The sequence below is a fragment of the Geodermatophilaceae bacterium NBWT11 genome, assembly GCA_014218215.1.
GTDB lineage: Bacteria > Actinomycetota > Actinomycetes > Mycobacteriales > Geodermatophilaceae > Klenkia.
Genome location: CP043652.1, coordinates 3,366,136 through 3,385,544 on the forward strand (window position 1 = coordinate 3,366,136; position 19,409 = coordinate 3,385,544).

A 19,409-nucleotide genomic window follows, 5' to 3' on the forward strand; every position below is an offset into this window, starting at 1 on the left:
GGCCACGGTCAGCCCGCGTGCACGGCCATCTCGCTGGGCAGGTCGTCCTTGCTGGCCTTGATGAGCACGGCCGAGGCGACCGCGGCGACCAGCAGGAAGCCCGCACCCCAGGTGAAGGCGGTGGTGTAGCCGTCGATCTGGGCGACGAGGGCGGCCGTCGGGTCCTCCGGCGTCGGCGGGCGGTCCTGCAGGGCGTTGGTGATCGCGGTGACCGAGAAGGTCGCCAGCAGGGCGGTGCCGATCGAGGCACCGACCTGCTGCACCGCCTGCAGCACCGCGCTGGCCGCGCCCGCGTCGTGCTCCCCGACGCCGACCAGCGCCAGGTTGGACAGCGGCACGAAGGTGAAGCCCAGTCCGAGGCCGAGCAGCACCTGCCCGGGCAGGGCCACCTGCCAGAACGGGGTGTCCAGGCCCAGGAAGGACAGCGTGAAGAGCCCCACCGCCGCGAAGAGCCCACCGGCGACCATCAGCGGCTTGGGCCCGATGCGGGGCACCAGCTGGCTGGCCGAGCCCGCGGCGATGAGGACGCCGACGGTCACCGGCAGCGAGGCGAAGCCCGCCGTCACCGGCGTGTAGCCGAGCACCTGCTGGAAGTAGAGGCTGAGGAAGAAGAACGAGCCGATCAGCCCGGCCCCGACCAGCGTGGCGGTCAGGTAGGCACCACCGCGGTTGCGGTCCAGGACCAGCCGCATCGGCAGCAGCGGGTTGCGCACCCGGAACTCGACGACCACGAACACCACCAGCAGCGCGACCCCGATCAGGATGAAGGTCAGCGCCGTCCCGTCGCCCCAGGGGCTGCCGCCGCCGTCGGCCTGCGCGGCCTCGGCGACCTTGGTGAAGCCGTAGACCAGCGAGGCCAGACCCAGGGTCACCAGCACCGCCCCGGGGACGTCGTAGGACGTCTCACCCGACGCGCGGCTCTCCGGCACGATCCGCCAGGCGAACACGACGGCCAGGACGGCGATCGGCACGTTGACCCAGAAGCACCAGCGCCAGTCGGCGTACTCGGTGAGCACCCCGCCCAGCAGCAGGCCGACCGCGGAACCACCACCGGCGATGGCGCCGTAGACCGCGAAGGCCTTGGACCGCTCGGTGGCGTCGGTGAACAGCACCGTGATCAGCGCCAGGGACGCCGGGCCGAGCAGCGCGCCGAAGGTCCCCTGCAGGGCGCGGGCGGCGAACAGCATGGCCTCGTTCTGGGCCAGACCGCCCAGCGCGGAGGCCAGCGCGAAGCCGACGGCACCGACCAGGTAGGTGCGCTTGCGGCCCCAGAAGTCGGCGATCCGACCGCCGAGCAGCAGGAACCCGCCGAAGGTGAGCGTGTAGGCGGTGACGATCCACTGCTGGTTGGCCTCGCTGACGTCGAGGTCCACCGAGACGGCGGGCAGCGCGATGTTCACGATGGTCGCGTCGAGCACGATCATCAGGACGGTGACGGCGATGACGGCCAGAGCCAGCCACCGCCTCGGGTAGGGCTCCGCGTGGGTGGGTGCGGCTGCGGTCACGGTCGGTCCTCGGTGTCGGGGGATGGTGCGGGGGAGCGGACGACGGTGGCCGACAGCGCGAACGTAGCGCCCTGCAACGATGTGTGCGTGCCCGTCCAGCTCGCCGTCGTGGCCGACACGCACCTGCCCCGTCGGGCCCGCGACCTGCCTGCGCCCGTCTGGGCCGCGATCGAGGCCGCAGACGTCGTCCTGCACGCCGGGGACTGGGTCGACGTGGCCCTGCTCGACGAGCTGACGGCGCGCTCGCGGCGCCTGGTCGGCGTGCACGGCAACAACGACCACGGGGAGCTGCGCACCCGGCTGCCCGAGGTGGCCCGGGTGGAGCTCGGCGGCGTCCGGTTCGCCGTGGTGCACGAGACCGGGGACGCCGCCGGGCGCGAGGAGCGCTGCTCGGCGCTGTACCCCGACGTCGACGTGCTGGTGTTCGGGCACAGCCACATCCCGTGGGACACCACGACCGCGACCGGCCTGCGGCTGCTCAACCCCGGCTCGCCCACCGACCGCCGCCGACAACCGGCCTGCACCTACCTGACCGCGACCGCGGAGGACGGGCGGCTGTCCGACGTCGTCCTGCACCGGCTGCCGCCGCGCACGTGAGCCCGTCCCTGCCGGCGCGCGCGGTCGCGCTGTTGGCCTGCCCGGTGTGTGCCGCGGGCCTGACCGAGGTGGGCGGCGCCCTGGTCTGTGCGAGCGGGCACTCCTTCGACCGGGCGAAGCAGGGGCACGTGACCCTCCTGCCGCCCGGCGGGGCGAGGCACGACGGCGACTCCGCGGCGATGGTGGCCGACCGTGCCGCCTTCCTGGGGGCGGGGCACTACGCCGGCGTGACCGAGGCCCTGGCCGACGCCGTGCTCGACGCCGGCGAGCCGGAGACCGTGCTGGACCTGGGTGGCGGCACCGGCCAGCACCTGGCCGGGGTGCTCGACCGGGCACCCGGGGCGGTGGGGGTCGTCCTGGACGCCTCCCGGTACGCGGCCCGGCGTGCGGCCCGGTCGCACCCCCGCGCGATGGCGGTCGTGGCCGACAGCTGGTCGAGGCTGCCGGTGGGATCGGCGTCGGTGGACCGCGTGCTGGTGGTCTTCGCCCCGCGCAACGGGGCCGAGACGGCGCGGGTGCTGACCCCGCACGGACAGCTGGTGGTGGTCACCCCGGCGGCGGCGCACCTGGGGGAGCTGGTCGGCCCGCTGGGCCTGCTGTCGGTCGACCCGGACAAGACGACCCGGCTGGCCGACTCGCTGGAGCCACACCTCGTCCCGCTGTCGGAGCGACGGCGGGAGGACGTCCTGGTCCTCGACCGCGCGGCGGTGGCGACACTGGTGGGGATGGGGCCGCACGCCCGGCACCTGTCGGTGCCCGAGCTGGCGGAGGCGGTGTCCCGGCTGCCCGAGCGGGTGCCGGTGACGGTGGCCGTCGACGTCCGGACGTACGGCCGGCGCTGAGAGACCGACGGGGGTCCGGCGGTGCCGGGGCGACGCTGCCCCGGACACGCACGAGGGCCCGGCCTGACGGCCGGGCCCTCGTCGGAGGTCCTGCGTGGGAGGCGGTCTGTGGGACCGCCGCGGGTCAGCGCCGGACGGACTTGCGGCCGGTGACGGCCACGTACACGCCGAGCACGATGATCGCGCCGACGATGGAGCCGATCCAGCCGGCGGTGCCGAGCTCGAAGCCGTTGCCCGAGATCAGGCTGCCGAGCAGGTTGCCGACCAGGGAGCCGATGATGCCCAGGGCGATCGTGGCGACGATGGAGAGCTTCTGCGAGCCGGGGATGACGGCGCGGGCGATGAAGCCGGCGACGAGACCGATGACGAGCAGGACGATGATGTTCCAGATCACGGGGACCTCCAGGAGTTCGCGGCGGGTGTGCCGTGCGTGCTGCGCCGGTCTCTCCGACGCAGATGATCATGTGTCCAGGACGGCGGCGGGCCAAACGCCCCGCGGGTCACGATCTGGTCCCGACGGGGGAGCGCCACCGACCTGCGGAAGGGCCGTTTCGGGCGGTGTTCGCGCAGGTCAGACGGCAGGTGGGTCTGGTCACAGCGCCCACTGGGGCGGTGCTGGGGAGCCGCCCGGGCCGACGTCGCGGACGGACCTCGCCGATCCCACGCACCAACGCGTGCACCACCGTCTAAGCTCCCGAACGTGACGATCGCACCAGCGCCGATCGTGAGCCGGCCCAGCCCGGCTCACGTGGCTGAGAAGGGTTCGCGGCTCTCCATGCTGCTGCGGACCACTGACCACAAGACCATCGGCCTGATGTACATGGCCACGTCGTTCAGCTGGTTCATGATCGGTGGCCTGATGGCCATGCTCATGCGCGGTGAGCTGGCTCGTCCGGGTCTCCAGTACCTGTCGAACGAGCAGTACAACCAGCTGTTCACCATGCACGGCACCGTGATGCTGCTCTTCTTCGCGACGCCGCTGTTCTTCGCCTTCGCGAACCTGATCCTGCCGCTGCAGATCGGTGCGCCGGACGTCGCGTTCCCCCGCCTCAACGCGTTCAGCTACTGGCTGTTCCTGTTCGGCGGGCTGATCATGATCTCCGGCTTCTTCACCCCCGGCGGCGCGGCGGACTTCGGCTGGTTCGCCTACAGCCCGCTCTCGGACGTGACGAACTCCCCGGGCGCCGGTGGTGACCTCTGGATCGCCGGTCTGGCCGTCTCCGGCCTGGGCACGATCCTCGGTGGCGTCAACTTCATCGCCACGATCGTCTGCCTGCGGGCCCCGGGCATGACCATGTTCCGGATGCCCATCTTCGTGTGGGCCGCCCTGGTCACCAGCGTCCTGATCCTGCTGGCCTTCCCGATCCTCACCGCCGCGCTGATGGCGCTGCTGGCCGACCGCCACCTCGGTGCGCTGGTCTTCTCCGCAGCCAACGGCGGGCCGATGCTGTGGCAGCACCTCTTCTGGTTCTTCGGCCATCCCGAGGTCTACATCATCGCGTTGCCGTTCTTCGGGATCATCTCCGAGATCATCCCGGTGTTCAGCCGCAAGCCGCTGTTCGGCTACAAGGGCATGATCTTCGCGATCATCGCCATCGGCGCCCTGTCGCTGACCGTGTGGGCGCACCACATGTTCGCCACCGGCGCGGTGCTGCTGCCGTTCTTCAGCTTCCTGTCCTACGTCATCGCCGTGCCCACCGGGATCAAGTTCTTCAACTGGATCGGCACCATGTGGCGCGGACAGCTGACGTTCGAGACGCCGATGCTGTTCTCGGTCGGCTTCCTGGTCACCTTCCTGCTGGGTGGGCTGACCGGCGTGCTGCTGGCCTCCCCGCCGGTCGACTGGCACGTGTCGGACACCTACTTCGTGGTGGCGCACTTCCACTACGTCGTCTTCGGCACCGTCGTGTTCGCCGCCTACGCCGGCATCTACTTCTGGTTCCCCAAGATGTGCGGCCGGATGATGGACGAGCGGTTGGGCAAGCTGCACTTCTGGCTGACCTTCATCGGCTTCCACGCCACGTTCCTGGTGCAGCACTGGCTGGGCAACGAGGGCATGCCGCGCCGCTACGCCGACTACCTGCCCACCGACGGCTTCACCACGCTGAACACGATCTCCACGGTCGGGTCCTTCGTGCTGGGCGCCTCGACGATCCCGTTCCTCTACAACGTGGTGAAGTCCTGGAAGTACGGGCAGCTGGCGCTGCGCGACGACCCCTGGGGCCACGGCAACTCCCTGGAGTGGGCGACGTCCTCCCCGCCGCCGCGGCACAACTTCATCGAGATCCCGCGGATCCGCTCCGAGCGCCCCGCGTTCGAGCTGCACTACCCGCACCTGCGGGAGCGGTTGGAGGCCGAGGCGCACGCCGGCAAGAAGCACGGTCCCTACGCCAGCGAGCTGGTCGACGGCACCGGCGCCCGGCAGGGCGCCAACGACCCGGACCCGTTCTAGGTCGTCGCAGCGCACGAGGAACGCCCCGCAGGCCACCGGCCGGCGGGGCGTTCCCGCGTCCGGGGCAGGTGTGTGCGGGGCCGCACCGGCCGGTCGGGCACCATGACCGCCGTGACCGGCCCCGCGCAGGACGCCCCGACCGTCGACGTCCCGCACGCCGGGGCGCTCCTCACCGTCACCGGGGCAGACCGGCCCGGCGTCACCGCCCGGCTGTTCGCGGCCCTGGCCACCGTGCCCGCCCTCGAGGTGGTCGACGTCGAGCAGGTCGTGGTGCACGGCCAGCTCGTCCTCGGGGTCGTGGTGCACGAGCACGGCGGTGCCGACGACGTGGCGCTGGTCGACCGGCTGACCCCCCTGGCGGCCGAGGTCGGCGCGCAGACCGGGGTGCACGTGCTCGTCGAGGCGGCCGGCGGGATCACCGGCCTGGTCGACGACGGCGTGCTGCGCCACCACGTGATCGTGCTGGGCCGTCCGGTGCCCCCGGACGCCGTGGGCGGTGCCGCCCGGGCGATCGCGGAGGTGGGCGGCAACATCGACGCGATCCGGCGGCTCTCGGACTACCCGGTCACCAGCTTCGAGCTCACCGTCTCCGGGGCGCAGGCCGGACCGCTGCGGGCCGCCCTCGGTGCGGTGGCCGCCGCGACCGGAGCCGACGTGGCCGTGGAGCAGGTCGGCCTGGCCCGGCGGAGCAAGCGGCTCATCGTGCTCGACGTGGACTCCACGCTGGTGCGCGGTGAGGTCATCGACGAGCTGGCCGCCCGGGCCGGACGCGCGGCCGAGGTCGCCCGGATCACCGCGGCGGCGATGAACGGCGAGCTGGACTTCGAGCAGTCCCTGCGGGCCCGGGTCGCCGCCCTGGAGGGCCTGCCGGTGGGCGTGCTGGACGAGGTCCGTGAGCACCTGGTGCTCACCCCCGGTGCCCGCACCCTGATCCGCACCCTGCAGCGGCTGGGGTTCCGCTGCGGCATCGTCTCCGGCGGGTTCACCCAGATCACCGACCCGCTGGCCGCCTCGCTGGGGCTCGACTTCGCTGCGGCCAACACCCTGGAGGTCGCCGACGGGCTGCTCACCGGCGGCCTGGTGGGGGAGATCGTCGACCGGCCCGGCAAGGCGCGGGCGCTGGCCCGGTTCGCCGCCGAGCACGGCATCCCGCTGGAGCAGACCGTCGCGGTGGGCGACGGCGCCAACGACCTGGACATGCTGGCCACCGCGGGACTGGGCATCGCGTTCAACGCCAAGCCGTTCGTGCGCGAGCAGGCGCACACCGCGCTCAACCAGCCCTACCTGGACGCCGTCCTGCAGGTGCTCGGCTTCACCCGCGACGAGGTGCTCGACGCCCGCTGAGGGTCAGAACCGCTGGCGCTCCCCGGACAGCTCGACCCCGGCGGCGGCCAGCTGGGTCAGCGCGGCCTCGGTGCTGGCCTCGGCGACCCCGACCGTGAGCGGGAGCAGCACACGGGTGGCGAACCCGGCGCCCACGGCGTCCAGCGCGGTGGCGCGCACGCAGTGGTCGGTGGCGATCCCGACGACGTCGACGGCGTCCACGCCGTGTGCGCGCAGCCAGTCGGCCAGGCCGGTGCCGTCGGCGGCGCCCTCGAACCCGGAGTAGGCGGCCACGTGCTCGCCCTTGTCGAAGACCGCCTGCAGCAGCCCCCGGTCCAGCGCCGGGTGCAGCTCCACGCCGTGGGTGCCGACCACGCAGTGCCGCGGCCAGGAGTCAAGGAAGTCCGGGGAGTCGGAGAAGTGCGCGTCCGGGTCGACGTGGTGGTCCCGGGTGCCGACGACGTGGGCGTACTGCCCGGCCTCCAGGCCCTGCCCGGCGTGCGCGGTGATACCCGCGGCGACGGCGGCACCCCCGGCGACGGCCAGGCTGCCCCCCTCGCAGAAGTCGTTCTGGACGTCGACGACGATCAGCGCTCGGGACATGCCCCCATCCTGCCCCGGGTCAGGAGGTGAGGGTGTCCAGGGCCGGCTCACCCCGGGACAGCGACCAGGCCTCGGTGGGCAGCGCCTCCCGGACCCGGGCGTGGTGCTCCCGGGCGTCCCGCAGCGTCTGCGCAGGGGACGCGTCGGACACGGGCACGCCGCTGCGGACCAGGGGCACCAGCAGGTCCCGGTCGCCGTCCCGGGACTCGATCGGGTGCGGGCTGACCACCTCGGCGGTCGCCGTCCCCCCCGCGTCGTGGCGGCGCACCGCGGACTTGCGGCCGCCGACCGAGCGCTTGCCCTCGGAGTTCTTCGCCACCGGCACGCCGTCGCGCTCGACGAGCTTGTAGACCATGCCGACCGTCGGGGCGCCGGAGCCGGTGACCAGCGAGGTGCCCACGCCGTACCCGTCGACCGGGGCGACGGCGAGGGCGGCGATGGCGAACTCGTCGAGGTCGCTGGTCACGGTGACCCGGGTGTCGTGCGCGCCCAGGGAGTCCAGCAGCTCCCGGGCCTGCACCGCCAACGACCCCAGGTCGCCGGAGTCCAGGCGCACCGCGCCGAGCCCGGTGCCGGCCACCTCGATCGCCGTGCGGATGCCCTGCATCGTGTCGTAGGTGTCCACCAGCAACGTCGTCCCCACCCCGAGGGCGTCGACCTGGGCGCGGAAGGCCGAGGCCTCGTCGTCGTGCAGCAGGGTGAAGGCGTGCGCGCTGGTGCCGGCGGTGGGCACGCCGTAGCGGGCGCCGGCGGCGAGGTTGGAGGTGGAGGCGAACCCGGTCAGCCACGCGGCCCGGGCGGCGGCGACCGCGGCATCCTCGTGGGTGCGCCGCGAGCCCATCTCGATGCACGGGCGGCCGCCGGCGGCGCCGATCATCCGGGCCGCGGCCGAGGCGATCGCGCTGTCGTGGTTGAGGATCGACAGCACCAGGGTCTCCAGCAGCACCGCCTGCCCGAAGGTCGCGCGGACGGTGAGCACCGGGGAGCCGGGGAAGTACAGCTCGCCCTCGGCGTAGCCCTCGACGTCCCCGGTGAAGGAGACGTCGGCCAGCCAGTCGAGCAGGGCGGGGTCGGTGAGCCCCTGCTCCTGCAGTGCGGCCAGCTCGTCGTCCCCGAAGCGGAACCCCGCCAGCGCCTCCAGGAACCGGCCGGTGCCGGCGACCACGCCGTAGCGGCGGCCGTGCGGCAGCCGCCGGGCGAAGACCTCGAACACGCAGTCCCGGTCGGCGGTGCCGTCGGCGAGAGCCGCGGCCAGCATCGTGAGCTCGTAACGGTCGGTGAGGAGTGCGGGGCCCAGCGGCATGGGGGCAGAGCGTAGGGCCCGTCCTAGAGTGGGCGCGTGGCCGCACCCATGGCTCCCGCGCGGACGCCCGACACCACCGTGCACGAGGAGCACGACCTCGACCGGCCCTGGGTCACCGTCGTCTGGGACGACCCGGTGAACCTGATGACCTACGTGACCTTCGTGCTGCAGGAGCTGTTCGGCTACGACGAGCCCACCGCCACCACGCTGATGCTCCAGGTGCACCACGAGGGCAAGGCAGTCGTCAGCTCCGGTCCGCGGGAGAAGATGGAGCACGACACCTCGCGGCTGCACGCCTACGGCCTGTGGGCCAGCTACCAGAAGGACGCATGAAGCCGTTCCGCCGGAAGGGTACCGAGCTGGTCGGCCGGCTCGAGGCCGCCGAGGTCGGCATCCTGGGCCTGCTCGTCGACCAGCTCGAGCAGCTGCTCGCCGGGGACGGCCCGGCCGGTGACCCCGTCGTCGAGCGGCTGCTCCCGCCCGGGCACGCCTCGGACACCCAGATCGCGGCGGACTACCGCGACCTGACCGAGTCAGCGCTGCGGGAGGGCAAGGCCGACGACATCGCGCTGCTGCGGGCGACCCTGCCGGTCGACGGCGGAGAGGTGCGGCTCGACGACGACCAGGCGCGGGCCTGGCTGCGGACGACGAACGACCTGCGCCTGGCCCTGGGCACCCGCCTCGGCGTCTCCGCCGACCGCGAGCTGCCCGAGGACCCCGCCGACCAGCAGGTGGCGGTCTACCACTGGCTCACCGCCGTGCAGGGGTCCCTCGTCGACGCGATCGCCGCCGCGGGCCGCCGCCGCTGGTGAGCACGACCAGCGCCGACAGCAGCAGGGCGAGCACGAAGAACACGTAGACCAGGTCGGGGACCTCCCGGTCGCGCACCAGCCCGCCGACCGCGGCGACCAGCACGAGCAGCGTCAGCGCCAGCAGGAACAGCAGGCCCAGCACCCGGCCGACCACGATGAGCGCGTACTCGCGCTTGTCGGCACCGGTGGGGCGCAGCACCCGGCCCCCGTGCCGGTTCACCCGACGCACGCCCAGCACCAGTGCGGGGACGGCGACCAGCACCGAGCCCGCGATCATCAGGACCTCGATCAGCACCCGCGCACCACCATGGGGCGGGACCGTACCGTCCCGGGCCGCAACCGGTGCCCGCTCCACGGGCCCCGCACCCCGGCCGGGGGTGGCCCGTAGACTCCCGGCCGTGCTGCGCATCGACCGTGGGACGTACGACGCGATCGTCGCCCACGCCCGCCGGGACCACCCGGACGAGGCCTGTGGCGTCGTCGCCGGGCCCGAGGACAGCGACCGCCCCGAGCGGTTCGTCCCGATGCTCAACGCGGCCCGCTCGCCGACGTTCTACGAGTTCGACAGCGGGGACCTGCTGCGGCTGTACCGCGAGATGGACGACCGCGACGAGGTGCCGGTCGTGGTCTACCACTCGCACACCGCCACCGAGGCCTACCCCTCGCGCACCGACGTCAGCTACGCCTCGGAGCCCTTCGCGCACTACGTGCTCGTCTCCACCCGCGAGCACGGCGCCCAGACCGGGCTGGTCGACGACGAGGTCGAGTTCCGCAGCTTCCGCATCGTCGACGGGCAGGTCACCGAGGAGGACGTCGAGCTCGTGGCGTCGGAATCCCAGCCCTGACTCCCGCGTTCCCCCAGCAACGACCCTCGCTGCCTGCTGCGCGAGGCCACTCCACCACCGACGGAAGAGGCGACCACCATGGCCATCGAGGTCCGGATCCCGACCATCCTGCGCACCCACACCGGCGGCAACAAGACCGTCTCGGGGTCGGGTGACACCCTCGGTGCCCTGGTCGACGACATCGACGGCCAGCACCCCGGCATCAAGGGCCGACTGGTGACCGACGAGGGCAAGCTGCACCGCTTCGTCAACGTCTACGTCAACGACGAGGACGTGCGCTTCACCGGTTCGCTGGACACCGCGGTCAAGGACGGCGACTCGGTCACCATCCTGCCCGCGGTCGCCGGCGGCTGACCCGGTGGCGCGCTTCGCCTCCCTGGTCGACTCCCTCGGCGGCACGCCCCTGGTGGGGCTGCCGTCCCTGTCGCCCACGCCCGACGTCCGGCTGTGGGCCAAGCTCGAGGACCACAACCCGACCGGGTCGATCAAGGACCGCGCGGCGATCGCCATGATCGACGCGGCCGAGAAGGAGGGCCGGCTCCACCCGGGGTCGACCATCCTGGAGCCGACCAGCGGCAACACCGGCATCTCGCTGGCCATGGTCGCCCGGCAGCGCGGGTACCGGCTGATCTGCGTGATGCCGGAGAACACCTCGGTCGAGCGACGTCAGCTGCTCGAGATGTACGGCGCGCAGATCATCGGCTCGCCGGCCGCCGGGGGCAGCAACGAGGCGGTCCGGCAGGCCAAGGCGCTGGCGGCGGAGAACCCCGACTGGGTCATGCTCTACCAGTACGGCAACCCGGCCAACGCGCTGGCGCACTACACCGGCACCGGCCCGGAGATCCTCGCCGACCTGCCCTCCATCACCCACTTCGTCGCGGGGCTGGGCACCACCGGCACGCTCATGGGCGTCTCGCGCTACCTGCGCGAGCACAAGCCCGACGTCCAGGTGATCGCCGCCGAGCCGCGCTACGGCGAGCTGGTCTACGGCCTGCGCAACATCGACGAGGGGTTCATCCCCGAGCTGTACGACGCCGACCTGCTCGACAGCCGGTTCTCCGTCGGGCCCGACGACGCCGTGCACCGCACCCGCCAGCTCGTCGAGCGCGAGGGGATCTTCGCCGGCATCTCGACCGGGGCGATCCTGCACGCCGCGCTGGGCATCGCGGACAAGGAGGTGGCGGCCGGACGCGCGGCCGACATCTGCTTCATCGTCTGCGACGGCGGCTGGAAGTACCTGTCCACCGGCGCCTACGCCGGGACCCTGGACGAGGCCACCGCAGCCCTGGAGGGCCAGCTGTGGGCGTAGCCGGGGCGGCCGACCTGGCCCCCGACCTGCACGTGCCGGCCCGCGGGCTGCTGTTCGACAACGACGGCGTGCTCGTGGACTCCCTGGCCGCGGTCGAGGTGTCCTGGGCCCGCTGGGCGCGGGCGCACGACCTGGAGCCCGAGCACGTCGTGGGCGTGATCCACGGGCGCCGCGCCGCCGACAGCGTGGCGCTGCTGCTGGAGGACCCGTCGCTGCGGGCCGCTGCAGTCGACCAGATCGAGGCCTTCGAGATCGAGGACTCCGAGATCTGCCCGGCGATGCCCGGGGTCCCCGCGCTGCTGGCCATGCTGCCGGCCGGCACCTGGGCGGTGGTCACCTCCGGGACCCGGGCGCTGGCCACGGCCCGGCTGCGTGCCGCCGGCATCCCGCTGCCCGAGGTGGTGGTGACCGCCGACGACGTGGAGGTCGGCAAGCCCGACCCGACCGGCTACCTGGCCGCGGCCCGCGCCCTGGGCGTGGACCCGACGCAGGCACTGGTGCTCGAGGACAGCGGCAGCGGCATCGCCGCCGGCCAGGCTGCCGGGTGCCGGGTGCTGGGCATCGGGGAGGCCGCGCTCGACACCCCCGCCGACCTCGTCGTCCGGGACCTCGCCGGGGCGCGCTGGGCCGGGGACGGCCTGCTGCTGCCCGCAGCCACCGTGCTGCGGGGCCCGGACGCCCGTCAGCCCCGCTGACGTCGTGGGGGAGCCGGGGAGCAGTGCGCCGATCGGGGTCTTCGACTCCGGCGTGGGTGGGCTGACCGTCGTCCGGGCGGTGCTCGACCAGCTGCCGCACGAGGCCGTGCGCTACGTCGGCGACACCCGCAACGGGCCCTACGGCCCGCTGCCCATCGCCGAGGTCCGCCGGCACTCCCTCGCCGTGATGGACGACCTGGTCGAGGCCGGGGTGAAGATGCTCGTGGTGGCCTGCAACTCCGCCAGCGCGGCCTGCCTGCGCGACGCCCGCGAGCGCTACGACGTCCCGGTGGTCGAGGTGGTGCTCCCCGCCGTCCGCCGGGCCACCGCGGCCACCCGCACCGGGCGGGTCGGCGTCATCGGCACCCAGGCCACGGTGACCTCGGGCGCCTACGCCGACGCGTTCGCCGCCGCCCCGCAGATCACCGTCACCAGCGCCGCCTGCCCCAGCTTCGTGGACTTCGTCGAGCGCGGGGTCACCAGCGGCCGGCAGCTGCTGGGCCTGGCCCAGTCCTACCTCGACCCGCTGCTGGCCGCCGACGTGGACACCGTGGTGCTGGGGTGCACGCACTACCCGCTGCTCACCGGCGTGCTGTCCCTCGTCCTCGGCGACGGGGTGACCCTGGTGTCCAGCGCGGAGGAGACCGCCAAGGACGTCTACCGGGTGCTGACCAGGGCCGACCTGCTGCGCCCCGAGGGCGCCGGCCCGCCGCAGCACGCCTTCCTCGCCACCGGCGACCCGGAGCCCTTCGCCCGGTTGGGCCGCCGGTTCCTCGGCCCCGAGATCGAGACGGTGAGCGCCGCGTGAGACTGACCGTGATCGGCTGCTCGGGGTCCGCGCCGGGCCCGGACTCCCCGGCGTCGTGCTACCTCGTCGAGCACGAGGGCTACCGGCTGCTGCTGGACCTGGGCAGCGGGGCCTTCGGCACCCTGCAGCAGGTCGTGTCCCCGGGGGACGTGGACGCCGTCTTCCTCTCCCACCTGCACGCCGACCACTGCCTGGACGTCGCCCCGTTCGTCGTCTGGCACCGGTACTCCGGGCAGGCCACCCGCGACCGGGTGCCGCTCTACGCCCCGGTGGGTGCCGACCGGCGGCTGCGGCTGGCCTACGACGCCGCCGACGGGCCGATCGACGACGTGTTCGAGACCTTCGCCATCGGCCCGGGGGAGTGGGAGCTGGGCCCCTTCCACGTCGCCACCGCCCGCACCGCCCACCCGGTGGAGTGCCACGCGGTCCGACTGACCGCGGGCGGCCGGTCGCTGGTCTACACCGGCGACACCGGCGTCTGCGCGGCCGTCGTCGACCTGGCCCGCGGGGCCGACGTGCTGCTGGCCGAGGCTGCGTACCCCGACGTCCCCGACCTGCCGCCGGACCTGCACCTCACCGGTCGCGAGGCCGGCGAGCACGCCCGGGACGCCGGGGTCGGTCGGTTGCTGCTCACCCACGTGCCGCCGTGGGTGGACCCCGCCGGCCAGCTCGCGGACGCCGCCGCGGTCTTCCCGGCGACCGAGCTGGTGCAGCCGTTGGGCGTCTACACCGTCTGAGCCCGGTTGCCGCGCGGGCTCCCGGTGGGCACGGTGGGCCCATGACAGCCGAGGAGGTCGAGGGCGTCCCGCTCTCGCACCTGGACGACCCGTTGGGTGACGACCTCGGGGTGAGCAAGCGCGACCTGCTCGACCACCTGCTGGCGCACGCCGACCGGATGCTCCCGCTGCTGGCCGACCGGGCGCTGTCGGTGGTGCGGGTGCGTCCCGGGTCGGCGCCCTTCATGCAGAAGAACGCCCCGAAGGGCGCCCCCGAGTGGCTGCGCACCGAGGCGGTCTGGTCACCGGGGTCCAAGCGGACCGTGCACTTCGTGGTGTGCGACGACGTGCGGACGCTGGTGTGGCTGGCCAACCAGCGGGCGGTGGAGTTCCACGTGCCGATGGGCCGGATCTCCGACGAGGAGCCGACCACGCTGCTGCTGGACCTCGACCCGCCCGAGGGTGCCGACTTCTCCGCCGTGGTCGCCGTCGCCCGGCTGGTGAGGCAGGCGCTCACCGACGTCGGACTGGCCGGCGCGGTGAAGACCAGCGGGTCCAAGGGGGTGCACGTCGTCGTCCCGGTCACCGGCAGCGGGTACGCCGACGTCGCGGCCGCGACCCGGGCCCTGGCCGGCCGGGTCGCGGCGCTGGACCCCTCGATCGCCACCGTGGCCTACCTGAAGGAGGAGCGGGAGGGGAGGGTGTTCGTCGACTCCACCCGCTCCGGCGGCGGCACGGTGGCCGCGGCGTACAGCCCGCGCGCCCGGCCGGGTCTGCCGGTGTCCACCCCGCTGTCCTGGGACGAGCTGGGCGACGTCGTCCCGGCCGACCTGACGATCGCCACCGTCGCCGGCCGTGGCGACCCGTGGGCCACCGAGCTGCCCGACCTGCAGCGGCTCCCGGCCGACGTCGTCGCCGAGGGCCACGAGATCCCGGTGGCCCGGGTGGCCGCGATGCACGAGGGCAAGCGCCGCAAGAAGGCCGCCCGCGACGCCGGGTGACGGCTCAGCGTGGTCCCGGAGCCCCCGGGACCACGCCCGGCCGTCACCGGGTGCGGATCAGGCGTCGACCTCGCGGGAGTCCTCGGACCACACCGTGTGGAAGGAGCCGTCCTTGTCCACCCGCTTGTAGGTGTGCGAGCCGAAGCGGTCGCGCAGGCCCTGGATGAGCGCGGCCGGGGAGCGCTCGGCACGCAGCCCGTCGTAGTAGGACAGCGCGCTGGCGAAGCCCGGGGCGGGCACACCGTGCCGGGCGGCGCCGGCCACGACCTGACGCCAGCCCTCCTGGGCGTCGGCGACGGCGTCCCGGAAGTACTCGTTGGTCAGCAGCGTGGTGAGGTCGGGCTCGTCCCGGAAGACCTCGCGCACCCGGTCGAGGAAGGCGGCCCGGATGATGCAGCCGTCCCGCCAGATCGCCGCGAGCGCGCCGCGGTCGACGTCCCAGCCGTTCTCCTCGGCGCCCTTGGCGATCATGTCGAAGCCCTGGGAGTAGGCGACCACCTTGGCGGCGTACAGGGCCTGCCGGACGCTCTCGACGAAGGCGTCCCGGTCCTCCACCTGGTCGTCCCAGTCCCTGCCCGGGCCGGGCAGCACCTCCTGGGCGGCGGCGCGCTGGTCGACGTGGCCGGACAGCGCCCGGGCGAAGACCGCCTCGGCGATGCCGGAGACCGGGGTGCCCAGGTCCAGCGCGGACTGCACGGTCCAGCGGCCGGTGCCCTTCTGCTCGGCCTCGTCCAGGACGACGTCGACGAAGGGCTTCCCGGTCTCGGCGTCGGTGTGCCGGAGCACCTCGGCGGTGATCTCGATCAGGTAGGACTGCAGGTCGCCCTCGTTCCAGGTGGCGAACACGTCCCCGATCTCGGCCGGCGTCAGGCCCAGACCCTGGCGGAGGAGGTCGTAGGCCTCGGCGATGAGCTGCATGTCGGCGTACTCGATGCCGTTGTGCACCATCTTCACGAAGTGCCCCGCGCCGTCGGTGCCCACGTGGGTGCAGCAGGGCTCGCCGTCGACGTGGGCCGAGATGTCCTCCAGCAGCGGGCCGATGATCGCGTAGGCCTCGTCGGAGCCACCGGGCATGATGCTGGGGCCGTTGAGGGCACCCTCCTCGCCACCGCTGATGCCGGTGCCGACGAAGTGCAGCCCGCGGGCCTCGAGGTCCTTCGTGCGGCGGATGGTGTCGGTGTACCGGGCGTTGCCGCCGTCCACCAGCACGTCGCCCTCGTCCAGCAGCGGCGCGAACTCGTCGATCACGGCGTCGGTCGGCGCGCCGGCGGCGACCATGACGATCAGCTTGCGGGGGCGCTCGAGGGCGTCCACCAGCTCCTGCGCGGAGGAGACCGGCACGAAGTCGCCCTCGTCGCCGTGCGCCTCGATCAGCGCGTCGGTCTTGGCCTGGGTGCGGTTGTGGACCACGACGTGGTGTCCGTGCCGGGCCAGGTTGCGGGCCAGGTTGGCGCCCATGACGGCGAGTCCGGTGACACCGATCTGTTCACTCATGAGATCGGTCGTGCCCCACCGATCTGGTGGCTACACCAGGGTCAGCTGAGACCCAGGTCGCGGCGCAGCTTGGCGACGTGGCCGGTGGCCTTGACGTTGTAGCCGGCCCGCTCGACCTTGCCGTCGGCGTCGATGACGAAGGTCGACCGGATGACCCCGACGACCTCCTTGCCGTACAGCTTCTTCGGGCCGTAGGCGCCGTAGGCCTGCAGCACCGCCTTGTCCGGGTCGGAGACGAGCGTGATCGACAGGGACTCCTGCTCCCGGAAGCGGGACAGCTTCTCCGGGGCGTCGGGGGAGATGCCGATGATGTCCAGCCCGGCCTCGGCGAACTCCCCGGCCGCGGCGGTGAAGTCCACCGCCTGCGTGGTGCAGCCCGGGGTCAGCGCAGCGGGGTAGCAGTAGACGACGACCCGGCGGCCGCGCTGGTCGGCCAGGGACACCGGGTTGCCGTCGGCGTCCGGCAGCGTGAAGTCGGGGGCCTGGTCGCCGGGGGCGAGCCGGAACGGGGTGGCGGTGTCGCTGTCGGTCACGGGTGCATGGTGGCAGACCCCGCGACCCGGGTGCGCAGCTCAGCCGGGCAGGAAGCTGAACCGCACGTGCCGGGTCGGGTTGTCCCCGTTGGTGTCCACGAAGCAGACCCGCTGCCAGGTGCCCAGCGCCATCCGGCCCTCGAGCACCGGGACGGTGGCGTGCGGCGGGACGAACGCCGGCAGCACGTGGTCCCGGCCGTGCCCGGGGGAGCCGTGCCGGTGCCGCCAGCGACCGTCGGTGGGCAGGAGCACGTCCAGCTGCGCCAGGAGGTCGTCGTCGCTGCCGGCGCCGGTCTCGATGATCGCGATGCCGGCGGTGGCGTGCGGGACGAACACCTGCAGCAGGCCGTCGCCCTCGCCGCGGACGAACGCCGCGCACTCCTCGGTCAGGTCGACCACGCTGGGGACGCCGCCGGTGCGCACCTGGCGCAGTTCCGATCGCATGCGGTGATCGTCCCCGACCGCGGGCGGAGCAGCACGGTGGCGGCCTCGACCTGCTGCCCCGGGACGACGGGGCCGGCCGCGGCCGCCCCACTACCCTCGACCCCCGTGACCCGCCCCGACGGCCGTAGTGCCGACCAGCTCCGTCCGGTGACCATCACCCGCAACTGGCTCGACCACGCCGAGGGCTCGGTGCTGGTGGAGTTCGGCCGCACCCGGGTGCTGTGCGCGGCCAGCGTCACCGAGGGCGTCCCCCGCTGGCGCCGTGGCTCCGGGCTGGGCTGGGTGACCGCCGAGTACTCGATGCTGCCGCGGGCCACGCACACCCGCAGCGACCGGGAGTCGGTCAAGGGGAAGATCGGCGGCCGCACCCACGAGATCAGCCGGCTGATCGGCCGCTCGTTGCGCGCCTCGATCGACCTCTCCGCGCTGGGGGAGAACTCCATCGCGCTGGACTGCGACGTGCTGCAGGCCGACGGCGGCACCCGGACCGCGGCGATCACCGGCGCGTACGTGGCCCTGGCCGACGCCGTGTCGTACCTGGGCGAGCGGAAGAAGCTGGCGAAGAAGGAGCCGCTGGTGCAGTCGGTGGCCGCGGTCAGCGTCGGCGTGATCGACGGGGAGCCGCGGCTGGACCTGGCCTACGAGGAGGACGTGCGGGCCGGCACCGACATGAACGTGGTCTGCACCGGGGACGGCGGCTTCGTCGAGGTGCAGGGCACCGCCGAGGGCGCGGTGTTCGACCGGGCGACCCTGGACCAGCTGCTGGACCTCGCCGTCGCCGGGTGCGCCGACCTGACCCGCCTGCAGGCCGAGGCGCTCGCGCGATGACGCAGCTCCTGCTGGCCACCCGCAACGCCGGGAAGCTCCTGGAGCTGCAGCGGCTGCTGGCCACCGCGGTGCCCGGGGTCGAGGTGCTCGGGCTGCGGGACGTCGCGGAGTACCCGGAGGCGCCCGAGACCGGCGCGACCTTCGCCGAGAACGCCCTGCTCAAGGCGCGCGAGGCGGTGCGGTACACCGGCCTGCCCGCGGTGGCCGACGACTCGGGGATCACCGTGGACGCCCTGAACGGCATGCCCGGCGTGCTGTCGGCCCGCTGGTCGGGCCGCCACGGTGACGACCCGGCCAACACCGCACTGCTGCTCGGCCAGCTCGCCGACGTGCCCGACGAGCGCCGGGGCGCGGCCTTCGTCTGCGCCGCCGCGCTGGTCACCCCCGACGGCGTCGAGCGGGTGCTGGAGCGGGAGTGGCGCGGGGTGGTGCTGCGCGAGGGGCGCGGCACCAACGGCTTCGGCTACGACCCGGTGTTCGTCCCGGCCGGCGGGGACCGCAGCTCCGCCGAGCTGACCCCCGAGGAGAAGGACGCAGCCAGCCACCGCGGCCAGGCGTTCGCCGCCCTGGTGCCGGTGCTCGCCGAGCTCCTGGGCTAGCCGCGGTGCTGGGTCCAGGTGATGAACGCCAGGGCCCCGGTGACGAAGACCGGCGGGAAGGCCAGCACCAGGAAGGCCGCGACCACCCGGTCGGTCCGCCACAGCACCCGCAGCCGCGACGGCAGCCCGCTGCCCGGTGACGTGTCGCCGGGGGCCGGCTCCAGCGGCGCCCCGGTGGAGCGCGCGGCCTGCCAGGCCTCGACGCGTGCCCACCCCGGGGCGACGCCGCAGACCAGTGCGACGACGACGAGCACCAGCAGCGTCGACAGCAGGTGACCGGGCTCCAGCACCACCAGCCCGGCGGCCCCGGCCCCGGCGGCGAACCCGGCGATGGTGATGGCGCCGAGGCTGAACACCAGGCCGAAGAGCAGCACGAGGGTGGCGCAGACCCCGACCAGGGTCAGGTGCAGGTCGGTGGTGGTGAGCAGGGCGACGACGAGCTCGACGGCCACCAGCGCCAGCGCCACCAGGAGCACCGCGGTCATCGGGATCCGGATGGGGTGCCGGGGTGCGGCCGGCGCGAGGGCGGTCACGGCCGCTCCAGCCAGCCGAGGAGCCCGGTGGACGGTTCGGGCTGACGGTGCCGCGCAGCGTGCCGGGCGGTCGGCCGGGCGCTCGGTCGGGCGCGAGGCGTGCCGGCGCTCGCGGGCACCGGCGGCAGGGTCGGCTGGGGGTTCGTCGAGGGCGGCACCGGCGGCGT

24 protein-coding genes are annotated in these 19,409 nt (G+C 73.7%); 15 read left to right on the plus strand and 9 right to left on the minus strand.

Features of this window, described 5'->3' with window-relative positions:
* Positions 1-8: 8 nt before the first annotated feature.
* Positions 9-1,457, minus strand: a complete 1,449-nt coding sequence (locus F1C76_16300) for an MFS transporter (protein ID QNG39306.1) — start codon at positions 1,455-1,457, stop codon at positions 9-11.
* 156 nt (positions 1,458-1,613) lie between these two features.
* On the opposite strand from F1C76_16300, the gene F1C76_16305 reads away from it, so the two are divergent.
* Positions 1,614-2,102 (plus strand): metallophosphoesterase, encoded by a 489-nt coding sequence (locus tag F1C76_16305; GenBank protein QNG39308.1) that lies wholly within the window; start codon positions 1,614-1,616, stop codon positions 2,100-2,102.
* Positions 2,103-2,131: 29 nt separating this feature from the next.
* A complete protein-coding gene (locus tag F1C76_16310; protein QNG39309.1) occupies positions 2,132-2,944 on the plus strand; it encodes a 23S rRNA methyltransferase in 813 nt (270 codons plus the stop codon).
* Between the two features lie 124 nt (positions 2,945-3,068).
* Here the strand turns inward: F1C76_16310 and F1C76_16315 are convergent, their stop codons facing one another.
* Positions 3,069-3,338: a GlsB/YeaQ/YmgE family stress response membrane protein gene (locus F1C76_16315; protein ID QNG37936.1), complete on the minus strand. Its 270-nt coding sequence runs from the start codon at positions 3,336-3,338 to the stop codon at positions 3,069-3,071.
* A 381-nt stretch (positions 3,339-3,719) separates the two neighbouring features.
* Here F1C76_16315 and ctaD point away from each other — a divergent pair, with 381 nt between their 5' ends.
* Together ctaD and serB are read left to right on the plus strand one after the other, a co-directional pair.
* Complete coding sequence (gene ctaD / locus F1C76_16320; GenBank protein ID QNG39310.1) at positions 3,720-5,396, plus strand: cytochrome c oxidase subunit I; 1,677 nt, start codon at positions 3,720-3,722, stop codon at positions 5,394-5,396.
* A gap of 102 nt (positions 5,397-5,498) precedes the next feature.
* A complete protein-coding gene (serB, locus tag F1C76_16325) occupies positions 5,499-6,740 on the plus strand; it encodes a phosphoserine phosphatase SerB (GenBank protein ID QNG37937.1) in 1,242 nt (413 codons plus the stop codon).
* A gap of 3 nt (positions 6,741-6,743) precedes the next feature.
* On the opposite strand, the gene F1C76_16330 is transcribed toward serB, so the two are convergent.
* The gene (locus tag F1C76_16330; protein ID QNG37938.1) at positions 6,744-7,322 is read right to left on the minus strand and encodes an isochorismatase family protein; all 579 of its coding nucleotides are present in this window, start codon (positions 7,320-7,322) and stop codon (positions 6,744-6,746) included.
* Between the two features lie 19 nt (positions 7,323-7,341).
* Positions 7,342-8,625 (minus strand): nicotinate phosphoribosyltransferase, encoded by a 1,284-nt coding sequence (locus F1C76_16335; protein ID QNG37939.1) that lies wholly within the window; start codon positions 8,623-8,625, stop codon positions 7,342-7,344.
* 36 nt (positions 8,626-8,661) lie between these two features.
* Here F1C76_16335 and clpS point away from each other — a divergent pair, with 36 nt between their 5' ends.
* Together clpS and F1C76_16345 are read left to right on the plus strand one after the other, a co-directional pair.
* Positions 8,662-8,958 (plus strand): ATP-dependent Clp protease adapter ClpS, encoded by a 297-nt coding sequence (clpS, locus tag F1C76_16340; protein QNG37940.1) that lies wholly within the window; start codon positions 8,662-8,664, stop codon positions 8,956-8,958.
* Positions 8,955-9,437: a DUF2017 family protein gene (locus tag F1C76_16345; GenBank protein QNG37941.1), complete on the plus strand. Its 483-nt coding sequence runs from the start codon at positions 8,955-8,957 to the stop codon at positions 9,435-9,437. Before clpS ends, F1C76_16345 begins: the two co-directional genes overlap by 4 nt.
* On the opposite strand, the gene F1C76_16350 is transcribed toward F1C76_16345, so the two are convergent.
* Complete coding sequence (locus tag F1C76_16350; protein QNG37942.1) at positions 9,376-9,732, minus strand: hypothetical protein; 357 nt, start codon at positions 9,730-9,732, stop codon at positions 9,376-9,378. The genes F1C76_16345 and F1C76_16350 overlap by 62 nt on opposite strands.
* A gap of 103 nt (positions 9,733-9,835) precedes the next feature.
* On the opposite strand from F1C76_16350, the gene F1C76_16355 reads away from it, so the two are divergent.
* From F1C76_16355 to F1C76_16385, 7 genes are all read left to right on the plus strand, one after another.
* The gene (locus F1C76_16355) at positions 9,836-10,282 is read left to right on the plus strand and encodes a M67 family metallopeptidase (GenBank protein ID QNG37943.1); all 447 of its coding nucleotides are present in this window, start codon (positions 9,836-9,838) and stop codon (positions 10,280-10,282) included.
* Positions 10,283-10,360: 78 nt separating this feature from the next.
* Complete coding sequence (locus tag F1C76_16360; protein ID QNG37944.1) at positions 10,361-10,636, plus strand: MoaD/ThiS family protein; 276 nt, start codon at positions 10,361-10,363, stop codon at positions 10,634-10,636.
* Positions 10,637-10,640: 4 nt separating this feature from the next.
* The gene (locus tag F1C76_16365; protein ID QNG37945.1) at positions 10,641-11,591 is read left to right on the plus strand and encodes a cysteine synthase; all 951 of its coding nucleotides are present in this window, start codon (positions 10,641-10,643) and stop codon (positions 11,589-11,591) included.
* Positions 11,592-11,617: 26 nt separating this feature from the next.
* The gene (locus tag F1C76_16370; protein QNG39311.1) at positions 11,618-12,286 is read left to right on the plus strand and encodes an HAD-IA family hydrolase; all 669 of its coding nucleotides are present in this window, start codon (positions 11,618-11,620) and stop codon (positions 12,284-12,286) included.
* 4 nt (positions 12,287-12,290) lie between these two features.
* The gene (locus F1C76_16375; protein QNG37946.1) at positions 12,291-13,094 is read left to right on the plus strand and encodes a glutamate racemase; all 804 of its coding nucleotides are present in this window, start codon (positions 12,291-12,293) and stop codon (positions 13,092-13,094) included.
* Complete coding sequence (locus tag F1C76_16380; GenBank protein ID QNG37947.1) at positions 13,091-13,831, plus strand: MBL fold metallo-hydrolase; 741 nt, start codon at positions 13,091-13,093, stop codon at positions 13,829-13,831. Before F1C76_16375 ends, F1C76_16380 begins: the two co-directional genes overlap by 4 nt.
* A 41-nt stretch (positions 13,832-13,872) precedes the next feature.
* Positions 13,873-14,811 carry an ATP-dependent DNA ligase gene (locus F1C76_16385; GenBank protein ID QNG37948.1) on the plus strand — a complete coding sequence of 313 codons (939 nt, stop codon included), beginning with the start codon at positions 13,873-13,875 and terminating at the stop codon, positions 14,809-14,811.
* A gap of 57 nt (positions 14,812-14,868) precedes the next feature.
* On the opposite strand, the gene gndA is transcribed toward F1C76_16385, so the two are convergent.
* Genes gndA through F1C76_16400 form a run of 3 tightly spaced genes read right to left on the minus strand, consistent with a single transcriptional unit; the run spans position 14,869 to position 17,282 of the window.
* Positions 14,869-16,305 (minus strand): NADP-dependent phosphogluconate dehydrogenase, encoded by a 1,437-nt coding sequence (gene gndA, locus F1C76_16390; protein QNG37949.1) that lies wholly within the window; start codon positions 16,303-16,305, stop codon positions 14,869-14,871.
* 41 nt (positions 16,306-16,346) lie between these two features.
* Positions 16,347-16,838: a thioredoxin-dependent thiol peroxidase gene (locus F1C76_16395; protein ID QNG37950.1), complete on the minus strand. Its 492-nt coding sequence runs from the start codon at positions 16,836-16,838 to the stop codon at positions 16,347-16,349.
* A 39-nt stretch (positions 16,839-16,877) separates the two neighbouring features.
* A complete protein-coding gene (locus tag F1C76_16400; GenBank protein ID QNG37951.1) occupies positions 16,878-17,282 on the minus strand; it encodes a YjbQ family protein in 405 nt (134 codons plus the stop codon).
* Positions 17,283-17,387: 105 nt separating this feature from the next.
* Between F1C76_16400 and F1C76_16405 the strand changes: the two genes are divergently transcribed.
* The gene (locus F1C76_16405) at positions 17,388-18,110 is read left to right on the plus strand and encodes a ribonuclease PH (protein ID QNG37952.1); all 723 of its coding nucleotides are present in this window, start codon (positions 17,388-17,390) and stop codon (positions 18,108-18,110) included.
* Positions 18,107-18,709 carry an RdgB/HAM1 family non-canonical purine NTP pyrophosphatase gene (rdgB, locus tag F1C76_16410; GenBank protein ID QNG37953.1) on the plus strand — a complete coding sequence of 201 codons (603 nt, stop codon included), beginning with the start codon at positions 18,107-18,109 and terminating at the stop codon, positions 18,707-18,709. The genes F1C76_16405 and rdgB overlap by 4 nt, the downstream gene beginning before the upstream one ends.
* Here the strand turns inward: rdgB and F1C76_16415 are convergent.
* Positions 18,706-19,242, minus strand: a complete 537-nt coding sequence (locus F1C76_16415) for a hypothetical protein (protein QNG37954.1) — start codon at positions 19,240-19,242, stop codon at positions 18,706-18,708. The genes rdgB and F1C76_16415 overlap by 4 nt on opposite strands.
* Between the last annotated feature and the right edge of the window lie 167 nt (positions 19,243-19,409).